General features: G+C 58.8%; 8 protein-coding genes. 2 read left to right on the forward strand and 6 right to left on the reverse strand.

Annotated elements, in window-relative coordinates; translation table 11 throughout:
• Positions 1-355 precede the first annotated feature (355 nt).
• Together KGB21_RS19020 and KGB21_RS19025 are read right to left on the reverse strand one after the other, a co-directional pair.
• The gene (locus KGB21_RS19020) at positions 356-661 is read right to left on the reverse strand and encodes a chaperone modulator CbpM (protein ID WP_034149676.1); all 306 of its coding nucleotides are present in this window, start codon (positions 659-661) and stop codon (positions 356-358) included.
• 23 nt (positions 662-684) lie between these two features.
• The gene (locus KGB21_RS19025) at positions 685-1629 is read right to left on the reverse strand and encodes a DnaJ C-terminal domain-containing protein (protein ID WP_034149675.1); all 945 of its coding nucleotides are present in this window, start codon (positions 1627-1629) and stop codon (positions 685-687) included.
• A 297-nt stretch (positions 1630-1926) separates the two neighbouring features.
• Here KGB21_RS19025 and KGB21_RS19030 point away from each other — a divergent pair, with 297 nt between their 5' ends.
• Entirely contained in the window at positions 1927-3201 is a 1275-nt protein-coding gene (locus tag KGB21_RS19030) for an Hsp70 family protein (protein WP_223506314.1), read from the forward strand.
• A 121-nt stretch (positions 3202-3322) separates the two neighbouring features.
• On the opposite strand, the gene KGB21_RS19035 is transcribed toward KGB21_RS19030, so the two are convergent.
• The 4 genes from KGB21_RS19035 to KGB21_RS19050 all read right to left on the reverse strand — a co-directional run bounded on the left by KGB21_RS19035 (position 3323) and on the right by KGB21_RS19050 (position 10311).
• Positions 3323-4336, reverse strand: a complete 1014-nt coding sequence (locus KGB21_RS19035) for an AI-2E family transporter (protein WP_034149673.1) — start codon at positions 4334-4336, stop codon at positions 3323-3325.
• Positions 4337-4597: 261 nt separating this feature from the next.
• Positions 4598-4906 (reverse strand): PsiF family protein, encoded by a 309-nt coding sequence (locus KGB21_RS19040; RefSeq protein WP_034149672.1) that lies wholly within the window; start codon positions 4904-4906, stop codon positions 4598-4600.
• Positions 4907-5023: 117 nt separating this feature from the next.
• Complete coding sequence (locus KGB21_RS19045; protein WP_223506316.1) at positions 5024-9418, reverse strand: dermonecrotic toxin domain-containing protein; 4395 nt, start codon at positions 9416-9418, stop codon at positions 5024-5026.
• A gap of 110 nt (positions 9419-9528) precedes the next feature.
• Positions 9529-10311, reverse strand: coding sequence for an AraC family transcriptional regulator (locus KGB21_RS19050; protein ID WP_223506318.1), 783 nt, complete (start codon positions 10309-10311; stop codon positions 9529-9531).
• A 98-nt stretch (positions 10312-10409) separates the two neighbouring features.
• Here KGB21_RS19050 and KGB21_RS19055 point away from each other — a divergent pair, with 98 nt between their 5' ends.
• Entirely contained in the window at positions 10410-11285 is an 876-nt protein-coding gene (locus KGB21_RS19055; protein ID WP_034149669.1) for a DMT family transporter, read from the forward strand.
• Positions 11286-11364 lie beyond the last annotated feature (79 nt).

The raw sequence follows: 11364 nt of genomic DNA on the forward strand, positions 1-11364 counted from the left end.
GGGCTTTTTGTGGCGAGGGAGCTTGCTCCCGCTGGGCTGCGCAGCAGCCCCAAAACCTGAAACCAAATGTCTCAAGACACACCGGGCTGGCAGGCCTTGCGAGCGCTTCGCACCCGAGCGGGAGCAAGCTCCCTCGCCACAGGTTTAGAGTTGTATTTCGGAAAGTTACTCCACCACCAACCGCGCTGATCGTTGCTTGAGCAATGCGGTTCTTGCCCCAGTTACGACCCCTGTAGGAGCTGTCGAGTGAAACGAGGCTGCGATCTTTTGATCTGCTCTTGATGCCAGGCACACGAAAATCAAGATCAAAAGATCGCAGCCTTCGGCAGCTCCTACAGGGTGTGGGTAGATTGTGCTATTCCACCACCAACCGTCCCAAACGCTGTTTAAGCATGCGGTTCTCGGCGCGAAGCTGCTGGACCTCTTCCAACAGGTCCAGCGCCAGCGCAACCCCTTCCCACTCCAACTCCAGATCGCGCCGCAACTTCGCTGCGCGCTTGGCCAGGGTCAGTTCGTAATCGGTGAAGCGCCAGTCCTTGGGCACGCTGCCCTGAGGTTCGAGGATGCCGTGTTCGACGATTTCGATCACGTAGACGTCCGACAGGTCGGTCGCCTCACAGAATTCTGCCAGGTCCAGTTGAACGATCAGGGGGTTGCTCATGATGGGCTACTCCGTCTCTGCGATCAGAAATTTTCTCTTGGGTCGAATGCCGCTTTTTTCGCCAGTTCCTGCCACAAGGCCTTGATGTCGTCGTCCGACTTTTTCGGCATGACCGCCTTCAGCTGCACGAACAGGTAACCGCGTTCACCGGCCTTGTTCAACAAGCCATGGCCCTTGGCGCGCATGCGCTGGCCGTTCTGGCTGCCGGCGGGCACCTTGAGGTTGATCTTGCCGGTCAGGGTCGGCACGGCGACTTCGGTGCCCAGCGCCAGCTCCCACGGTGCCAGCGGCAGCGTGATGATCAGGTTTTCGCCTTCGACATCGAATTTCGGGTGCGGCGCAAAACGAATGGTCAGGTACAGATCGCCATTGGCGCCGCCACCGACGCCCGGTGCGCCCTGGCCCTTGAGGCGAATGCGCTCGCCGTCGGTCACGCCGGCGGGGATCTTCACGTTCAGGCTTTTAGGGGTGTTGCTGACGTGCTGGCCGGCCGCGTTGTATTGCGGCACCTGGAATGTGACCTTCTTCGACTCGTTCGAGAGGGTCTCTTCGAGAAAAATCCCCAGTTCCATTTCCACGTCTTGCCCTCGGCGCCCAGTACTGCGGCGCGACTCTCCCCCACCAAAACCAGGGCCACGGTTACCGAAGATCGAACTGAAGAAGTCCGAAAAATCGCCGGTATCCTGGCCGCCGCCACCGAAACCGCCACGGCTCTGCCAGCCCGGTGGTCCCTGGAACGGTTGGCCATGCTGGCCGTAACGGCGCAATTCGTCGTATTCGGCGCGCTTGTCGGCGCTTTTCAGCGCTTCATAGGCTTCCGAGGCATCCTTGAACTTGGCCTCGGCGTCCTTTTCCTTGCTGACATCGGGGTGGTATTTGCGCGCAAGCTTGCGATAGGCGGCCTTGATCGCCTTGTCGTCTGCCGTCGGCTCCACACCGAGAATCTTGTAATAGTCTTTGAAGTCCATCGCGGGAATCACCATCCGTTATCGAAATCGCGCCACCTGCCACAGCATGCACTTAATTGCAGCACAGGGTTTGACCGATCTCAGGGTTGTGACCGGGCAGCGCATCAGAAGTTTATCGGCAGCGGGCGGGGCTTCTTGCGGTTGCCCCGCGGCTGTCCGGTTGATGCAGGGTAGTTTGGGGGTGATGAGGCATCTTTCAAGGCGCCGAAAGGCAAGATTTAGCGGATAGTCGGCCTTCGATTCTGTGCCGCTCTGACATACACTGCGCGGCCGTTTTTTAACCGGAACCTGAAAGTCATGAAAAACGCATCTCCAGCCCGTGCCTGCGGCATCGACTTCGGCACGTCCAACTCCACCGTCGGCTGGCTGCGTCCCGGCGTGGAAACGCTGATCGCGCTGGAGGACGACAAGATCACCCTGCCTTCGGTGGTGTTCTTCAACATGGAAGAGCGCCGCCCGGTGTACGGCCGCCTGGCGCTGCACGAGTACCTGGAAGGCTACGAAGGCCGGTTGATGCGCTCGCTCAAGAGCCTGCTGGGCTCCAAGCTGATCAAGCACGACACCAGCGTCCTCGGCACGGCGATGCCGTTCAAGGACCTGCTCGGGCTGTTCATCGGCCAGCTGAAGAAGCGCGCCGAAGCCACCGCCGGTCGGGAATTCGAAGAAGTGGTGCTGGGTCGTCCGGTGTTCTTTGTCGATGACGACGAAATGGCCGACCAGGAAGCGGAAAACACTTTGGTCGACGTAGCTCGCGCCATCGGCTTTAAAGAGGTGTCCTTCCAGTACGAACCGATTGCGGCGGCGTTCGACTACGAGTCGACCATCGAAAAAGAAGAGCTGGTGCTGATCGTCGACATCGGCGGTGGTACCTCGGACTTCTCGCTGGTGCGCCTGTCCCCGGAGCGACGCAACCACGACAACCGCCACGACGACATCCTCGCCACTGGCGGCGTGCACATCGGCGGGACCGACTTCGACAAACAATTGAGCCTGCAAGGCCTGATGCCGCTGTTCGGCTACGGTAGCCGCATGAAGAGCGGCGCTTACATGCCCACCAGCCACCACATGAACCTGGCGACCTGGCACACCATCAACTCGGTGTACTCGCAAAAGTCGACCCTGGCCTTGGGCAGCATGCGTTACGACATCGAAGACACCGGCGGCATCGATCGCCTGTTCAAGTTGATCGAGCAACGCGCCGGCCACTGGCTGGCGATGGAAGTGGAAGAAACCAAGATCCAGCTGACCCACGCCGACAGCCGTCACGTGCCGCTGGATCGCATCGAAGCCGGTCTGAGCGTGGAACTGAGCCGTGCGCTGTTTGAGTCGGCCATCGACAACCTGCTGGAGCGGGTGCGCAACAGCGTGACCCAACTGCTGGCAGACGCCGATGTGCGGGTCGATCAGGTGGATACGGTGTTCTTCACGGGTGGTTCGAGCGGGATCCCGGCGCTGCGCAACAGCGTGTCGGCGATGCTGCCGAATGCGCGGCATGTGGAAGGGAATATCTTTGGCAGCATCGGTAGTGGTTTGGCGATTGAGGCGGCGAAACGCTACGGCCCGATGAACTGATGTGATCCTCTGTGGCGAGGGAGCTTGCTCCCGCTGAACTGCGGAGCAGTTCCATTTTTTGGGGCCGCTTCGCACCCCCAGCGGGAGCAAGCTCCCTCGCCACAATCAGATCAACAGCAGATCAAACCATCCCCACCTGCTTCAACTCGCTCTTCAAATACGCGTAATAAATCGGCCCCGCCACCACCCCCGGCAGGCCGAACGCGGCCTCGAACACCAGCATCGCCAGCAGCAACTCCCACGACTTGGCACTGATCTGCCCGCCGACAATGCGCGCGTTGAGGAAGTATTCGAGCTTGTGGATAAAAATCAGGTAACCCAGCGCCGCCATGGCCACCCAGATCGACAGCGACAGGCCGACGATGGTGATGAGGGTGTTCGACATCAGGTTGCCGATCACCGGTAGCAGGCCGAGCAGGAAGGTCAGCACGATCAGGGTTTTGGTCAGCGGCAATTTGATGCCGAACATCGGCAGAATCACCGCCAGGAAAATCCCGGTGAAGAAGGTGTTGAGCAGGGAAATCTTGATCTGCGCGAACACGATGTTGCGAAACGCCTGGACCAGCAGGTGCAGACGATCAAACAGCGCGGCCGCCAATGGTTTGCGTTTGGTCAGGTCGGGGATGCGCTGCAAGGCGATGATCGCGCCGAGCACCATACCGATCAGCAGCGTCACGAACATGTGTGCCGCGTCCTTGCCCACCAGTTGCAAGTCGCTGAGGTGTTTGCTGACCCATTCGCCAATCGCCACGCGAAACTCGGCGGCACTGGCCGGCAGATAGGCGTCGATGAACGGCGGCAGTTGCCCGCGTGCGCGGTCGACTACGCCCATGAACTTGTCGAGGGAAGCGCCGGGGTTTTCCGCCTCGTGCAGCAGGAAGCTGATGGCACCGGCGAAGATCAGCGACAGTACGCTGACAATCAGCGTCCCCAGCAACGCCACCGCCAGCCAGCGCGCACGCCGACCTTCGATCAGCCGCTGAAGTTGCGGGGTGAGCATGTTGACCAGTTCGAACACCAGCAACCCGGCGAGCAGGCTCGGCAGCAAGCGCAACGGAAGGACCAGTAAAAGTCCGCCAAAGATGATGACCCAGCTGATGACCAGCAAAACATGACGCTGCGAAAACGTTGGCATACAGCCTCAAAACGAACGGCGTAAAAGGATTGGCAGTCTGCCAGCGTTCGGGTGACAGCACTAGGGATTGTGTGGGTCGACCTTGGTCGGGGGCTCAGGCTTTTTTTTGCAGTGCCCGTACCGGCCCTATCGCGGGCAAGCCCGCTCCCACAAGTTTCCGGTCGGTCATGGAAGTCGAGTTCGACAGAGAAACTGTGGGAGCGGGCTTGCCCGCGATGAGGCCAGAACAGTTACCGCTACAATCTCGCCGCCACCCATGACTCATTTCTTCTTCAGGCAATCACTCATGAACACCTTGCGCTCATCACCCTTGAGGGCTTTGGTCGTTGCGTCGGCGTTACAGGTTTTCATTTTTTCCTGCTGCGGCGTCAAGGTCGCAGGGACATCGGTCGCCGGCGGCGTTGCTTTAAGGCAATTGCTCATGAAGAGTTTGCGCTCATCGCCCTTGAGGCTTTTGGCGCTGGCGTCGGCGTTGCAGGTGGTCATCTTGTCCTGTTGCTCGGTGGTGGCGAAACCCTGGGAGCAGAGCAGCAACCCGATCATCAAAAAAGGGACACGCATTATCTTCACGGAGTTTTCTCCTTGTCGCCGCATCGAAAGATGCGGCATCCACCCAGAGTGTAGCCAAGCCTTGTTACACCTTCCTCCAGCCAGAAACGTTCATTCGGCCGGTGATCCGGTAGCGGACTACTCGTCCAACAGGCTCTTGAATGCCTGTTGATAGCCTCGCCAGGCTGACAGGCGCTTTTCGATCACGGAATCGGGTAATCGCTCGAACGACACCCCGACTTCCCCCGGCAAACTGTGTTGCGTTCCCAACGTCTTTAATGACGTGAACTGAGCATAAGCCCCCGACCTGTACAGTTTGTTTATGGTTATCTGCCTGACGGTGTTGTCCCGGGAAACCTCTGGCAGCGCCGGCCGGCCCGTCGGCAATTCGTTGATATAGGCAAAGTCCGCACTGGCGGGGCCTGGCTCCAGGGTTGCCAGCGCTGGCAGTTCAAACTCGAAATAACCATTGTCGGCCGTGTGGGCGACAGGAAATTCCGGCCACGAATCGGCAACCACCAGTTGCTGGAGATTGCCCAAGTCATCGCCAATCACCACGTACTGATGGTCGAACGCGGTGGCTCTGACGAGGTGAATTCGCGAGGTTCTCGGTTGGCTGGCCAACAGCGCGAACGTCACCTTCGAGTTTTCCGAACAGTTTCCGCCCTTGATGTCGATGGCCTTGCGCGCATGTTCGGCAATGGTCATCCGCGCGGTGAAGTCACCCTCCTGAAGATCCAGTCCTCGCAACCCCTTTATTTTCGCGATAGCCGAACCGCCGTTTTCCCAAATGCTCGGCAACTGGTTGCCCGATAACGGCAACAGTTCCTTTGCCCGATAGATGGCACGTTGTGCCTGACGCAAGTTGGCCATGACCTGCGGTGTTACTTCGACCGGCTGCGCAGCCTCCGACAGGTCCGATTCAAGCTCACCTGCATACTGCTGCAATGCCACCCATGGCTCGCTGGTCGGCGCAATGTTTTCCCTGATTGCCTGTTGCAGCGTCTGATATTCATCGAGGCGCCCGGTTTGCTCGAGATCGCGCGCCTGGGCGCCCAGATTACGTTCGGACTCGGTCAGTACCACCAAACCGTCCTCGGTGAACAGCCGCTCGATCAATGCATCGAACTGCTCAGGCGTCATCAGCTTTTTCAGGTCAGGCAACACCTCAATGCTTTGCACCGCTCGCAGATTGGCCTCGTAGCCTTCCCCGTTCGCTTTGGAAACTCCCTCCCAGAGGGCGTTAAAGCAATCGTCAGGCAAGCTCTCGGACATCAGCTCCAGGCCGCGCACGTAGTTGTATCGTTGAAACGACGGGATGCTCGGATGGAACCCTTGTTCAACGAACTCCCCAAAGTCCTGCTCGACGACTTGCAGACGTGCAACCTCCCCCGTCAAGGTGGGAGCGCCCCCACGCAGGCGCATCACCGCCGGATCGAATGTCGGACTTTTCAGCTCGGGCAAACCGGAAAGGACGCTTAACAGCCTGTAGGGCTTCAGGGCATGGTCGCGCAGCGCCGCTTTCAGCACCGGACCCTGGCCGATATGAATCTGCAACGCATCACGCACGGCATCGGGCAATGCCTGCAAGATCGAGGTAAACAAATCATTGCTTGAATGCAGGGCATTGCCTTGTACGTCATGGGCCTGGAAGACCCCGCTACCGCTCAAAACAAGCGTACGTCGAATCGCGGCGTCATCACGGCCGATGCTGTCCAGTTGTCGACCGTCGACGCTGTAGTGACGCAGTTCGATCCTGACATCGGTGTTCCAGCCCGGCAGGTTTTCCAGCGAATGCAACGCCAAGGCGTCGAAGTCCGGATTGTCGACCGACTCCAGATAAAAGCCCTCATACGCCCGGCTGATCCGCACGTCCCTGAGCGCCCAATTCGCGAGTTGTTCAAGTCGTGCGGGAAGCCTGCGCAGCTTGAGCGCCTGCAAATCCTCCGGGCGCGCTAGCGCGACCAGTTCTTCTGCGACGACACCGGGCAATCCTGATATCTCGTCCTGGATGAATCTCGCCTCGGCACCGACGGCTCGCTCGATACCTCGGTAGCGAGAGAAGAACAACGAAGCCTTGCGTTGACCTGCCCGTTGCGCGAGCTGCCCCCTCAAACGTTCGGCATTCTGCTGGCGGCTGCCGAGCGGCGCATGGGCTTGATCACCCAGCAGTTGGCGGGTCTCGGCGTCATCGAGATTCGACAGCAAGGTGTCGATCAGGTCGGTATTCGCCAGTCGGTCCAAATACACCGGCACAGGTTCGGTTCCGGCCCCGATGGAGTACAGCACTCGCCCATCAGCCCCCTTGAGTACGATCGCCCGGCCGGGCCACAAACCATCCAGCAGCTGAAACTGCCATAGCGGGTCGGCCTGCAGGTAATCCTGTGCATGGGAGCTGCCGATATCGCGGATGAACGTGTGAATATCCCGGTCGATCCGGAACCGTGCCACCGTATCGCTGAGTAAAGGGATCGCCCGCTCGTTATCGGCGTACATGCGCACAAGCGCTCCAAGGTCGGCGCGACTGACGGTGCGAATGTCGCCGAGCCGGTCCGTCAATCCTTTCACCGAGGGACCGAGTCGCTTGATCAGCGTTTCGGCATCCCAGGTATGAGGTTTCTCGCCCTCGATTACAAAAGCGCCGCTACCGTTACTCTGTGCCACCGGCTGGTAGGCCTCGGGTCGGGTCGGATGCTCGACGCGATACTTGCCGGCTTGCGAATCGGCCTTGAGTTCGAAATGGCCAGCGTCCAACGGCAAAATCTGCCTGCCCTGGTGTTGGTGCAACCCGTAAACATCGGGGTTGGAGTCCGCTGCCAGACGCAGGTTCTGTTGCAGATAGGGTTGCAGATTTTGCCCCCATAGCCGCTGCTCACCGTTTTTCAGCGTGACCTGACGGGCGCCTTCAAGGAATGAAGACAACCTGGGTTTCACCACTCGAGTAGCGATTAACCCGCCAGCGACAAAGGCGCCCAATTGAATGAGGTTTTCAGCAACGCCGACCAGATGCTCCGCTGCCGCTAAGTAATCGCCCTCGGCAAGCTCGACGACGCCTTCCACCACCCCTTCGACCAGCTGATAAACCATATACGCCATCATGGCTTCCCCGAGCACCGGGACAAACGGGGTCACGACGAACAACGCAACGTTCATGATGTCGGAGAGCATTTTTTCCAGGTTTTCAATCCACGCCCAACGTGCGGCGCTGTCCGCGTCGGCGGTGGTCACGGCCAGCGCGCGCCCGTCGGCAAGGACCTTGTCCACCTGTCTCTCAAAGAGATAAACCCACGGATCGCCTTTATAGCGGCTGGCGCTGTCGCTTTCAAAGGACTCGGAGGCGAACCGCAGAAGAGGGCGCTCCACCTGGGTTTCGCGCCAGGCGGGCAAATTGGAGCCGGGCTGTACGCCTTGATAGGTGATTTCCCAGAGTTTTGCATTGAGCGCGGCGAAGAAATGTCCACGTTGCCCATGCTCCACGAATCGACTGAAAAACGCCTGGTAGCTCGACCCCGAGGAAGTGGACGCCGGACCGCTGCCCCGTAGCTGGCGAGTCAGCTCAAGCGCGAATTCGACCGTCGAGGCGTATTCTTTCAGCGGGTGCTCAGGATCGTGCGGTATATAGGCAATGACGCGCCGGACGCTGGCACCGGGTGTGTCGAGATCGGCGGCGATGAGCACAATGCCGGTCAAGCAGGTGTCGAGCATACTCAAGTGGTAGTAGCGTACGGGACCGCCATCGAATACCAGGCCCTTTTTGCCCAGCACCATGTTCAATACCGTCTGGTACGCCGCTGCGCCGATGTCTTTCTTCAACAACGCCAAATGTGCTGCCGCCTTCATGGCACTTCTATGACTGGCGACGATGCGGTGCTGCAACTCAGCCCTACCCATGGCATCGTCGGGAATCAGATAACTTTCCAGATATTCTTTGTACCGGGAACCGATATCCAGTGTTCGGCACAGCGCCTTGAACTGATCGACCGTTATACCCAACTTTTTTATTTCAACCCGATTGCTCATGTCTGGCTTACTGATAAAAGCGGAGTCAGCGGTAAAGACTTCACCCTCGGCAAAATTATGCAGTGCCGCTGAAAGCAATGACACAGTTCTGGAACTAACACCGCCTGTGACATTCAATGACCAGTTCGATGTTTTAGCCGGGGAGTACAAGCGTAGAAAAGTTTCACCAACATCTACGACGACGTTGTATTGCTCCTTGAGCGCTTGAGCCAGCAACGGCCGGGCGAACGACTCGACATCCTGCAGCTTTCCGAGCAATTGATCGACCTCGCTCTGCGCCTGCCAACTGGCTCGCGTGGCGTGTTTGGCAGCCACATGCTCGGTGTGGGATGCCGTTTTGCTCCAATCTGGAATGACTTTAGGGGCGTTGCGCAAATCCCCCATCCGCTTAACAGAGGTGTTAACCAGCCAGTCGGGAATAGCGCTTCTTATAAAATCGGAGTGAATACTGTCTTCGTGTTCAATATCGGAAGAGTCCGAAATACCAACAGACTTCAACAATAAATCGTTCATCATTATTACCTGCAGACTTGGATAAAGAGCATCGAAGCCTACAGAGTGCCAACTCTGTTCTCTTGAAGTTCGTTTCTCATAATGTTGTACGAAATATCTTTTCGGGTTTGTTAAAACATCTTATTGCGCCGGTAATAGTCAGGCGTACACCCGGCCTGACGCTGGAACATCGCGATAAACGCCGAACCGGTGCTATAGCCCATATCGAAGGCGACTTCCTGAATACTGCGGTGACTGTCTAGCGCTTCGATGGCGGCGAGAAATCGCAGGCGCTGGCGCCACTCGCCGAAACTCATGCCCAGTTCGCGGACAAACTGTCGCGCCAGGGTACGTTCGCTGACATGAATGTGCGCCGCCCAATCCGCCAGCGGCCGGTTATCCCCAGGCTCGGCTTGCAGGGCTACCAGTATGCCGAGTAGTCCCGGGCTGCTGGCGTAGGGCAAATAGCACTCCTGCACCGGCGCCTGTTGCAGTTGATCCACCAATACCTGGGCCAGACGCTTGTCCGCATCCTGCTCGGGAATCTTCACGTCGCGGGTGGCGAAGTCCTTGAGGATCGCCTTGAGGATGTCGCTGATGGCCAGGGTGCAGGCCTGCTGCGGCAAGTCACGGCAAAGCGCCGGCGCAAGGCAGACCGCACGGTAGTTGATCGGCTGGTTGCTGTAGAAGCTGTGCTCGGTCTCGGGCGGCACCCACACCGCATATTGCGGCGGCGACATGAAACGGCGGCTGCCGATTTCCATGTGCAACACACCGTTGGCCGAATATTCCAGCGTGCCCCAGGGGTGCCGGTGCGCCGAAGCGTATTCGTGCGTGTCGAAGTCGGCATAGCGGAAGTACACCGGGGCCGGCAGTTCGCTGAAATCCAGCAGGTCGATGTGTTTACTGGTCATGCTGTCCGGAATCAAGGGTGGGTTGTCTGGATCGAAGTATAGGCGTGTATCCGGACAGAGGATAATTGCCCTTCATTAACGTTCTGGTTTTTCCTCTGATGCAATACGCGTATCCCCTGCTGGCCATTTTCATATGGGCCGGTAACACCGTGATCACCAAAATGTCGGCCGGGGCGATCTTCCCCGCCGAGATTGGCTTCTACCGCTGGCTGCTCGCCGGATTGCTGTTCACGCCCTTCATGCTCAAACCGGTGATCGCCCATTGGCCGCTGATCCGCCCGAATCTGGCTAAAATTTTCGTTCTCGGCGTGCTGGGCATGGCGGTCTATCAGAGCCTGGCGTATTTCGCCGCTAGCCTGACCTCGGCCACCAACATGGGCATCATCCTGTCGCTGATGCCCTTGATGTCGCTGGCCATGGCGATCATCAGCCTCGGTCAACGCCTGACCATGGGTGCCCTGGCCGGTGCGGTGCTGTCGTTCGCCGGGGTACTGGTGGTGGTTTCGTCCGGCAGCCTTGGCGTGTTGCTCGAGCACGGGGTGAACCTGGGCGACGCGATGATGCTGATCGCCACCCTGGCCTACGCGATCTACAGCACCCTGCTGAAAAAATGGCAGCTGCGTTTGCCGCCGCTGGTGTTGCTGTATTTGCAGGTGCTGGTGGCCGTGGTGGTTTTGTTTCCGCTGTTCCTCGCTTCGCAGAAAACCGGCCTTACGCTGCAGAATATTCCGCTGGTGCTGTATGCCTGTTTGCTGGCCTCGATGGTCGCGCCGTTGGCGTGGATGCAGGCCGTCGTGCGTCTGGGGCCGAGCCGGACCACTCTGTTTTTCAATTTGCTGCCATTGATTACCGCGCTGATTGCGGCGGTGGTGCTGCATGAGCAGTTGGCGTTGTACCACTTGGTGGGCGGGCTACTGACGTTGGGTGGGGTGATTCTTTCTGAGCGTTGGACCACCGTGTTGCGCCGCGCATAATTTCTTTGTGGCGAGGGAGCTTGCTCCCGCTGACTGCGAAGCAGTCCCCTTTTTTTGGGCCGCTTCGCGCCCCAGCGGG

This window comes from Pseudomonas sp. GL-RE-29 (genome assembly GCF_019947275.1).
Lineage (GTDB): Bacteria > Pseudomonadota > Gammaproteobacteria > Pseudomonadales > Pseudomonadaceae > Aquipseudomonas > Aquipseudomonas fluorescens_A.

Bases quoted from the DNA above. Each gene is read 5' to 3' on its own strand.
- KGB21_RS19045 (WP_223506316.1), bottom strand. From the start codon at position 9,418: ATGAACGATTTATTGTTGAAGTCTGTTGGTATTTCGGACTCTTCCGAT.
- KGB21_RS19055 (WP_034149669.1), top strand. From the start codon at position 10,410: ATGCAATACGCGTATCCCCTGCTGGCCATTTTCATATGGGCCGGTAAC.
- KGB21_RS19050 (WP_223506318.1), bottom strand. From the start codon at position 10,311: ATGACCAGTAAACACATCGACCTGCTGGATTTCAGCGAACTGCCGGCC.
- KGB21_RS19020 (WP_034149676.1), bottom strand. From the start codon at position 661: ATGAGCAACCCCCTGATCGTTCAACTGGACCTGGCAGAATTCTGTGAG.
- KGB21_RS19035 (WP_034149673.1), bottom strand. From the start codon at position 4,336: ATGCCAACGTTTTCGCAGCGTCATGTTTTGCTGGTCATCAGCTGGGTC.
- KGB21_RS19025 (WP_034149675.1), bottom strand. From the start codon at position 1,629: ATGGACTTCAAAGACTATTACAAGATTCTCGGTGTGGAGCCGACGGCA.
- KGB21_RS19030 (WP_223506314.1), top strand. From the start codon at position 1,927: ATGAAAAACGCATCTCCAGCCCGTGCCTGCGGCATCGACTTCGGCACG.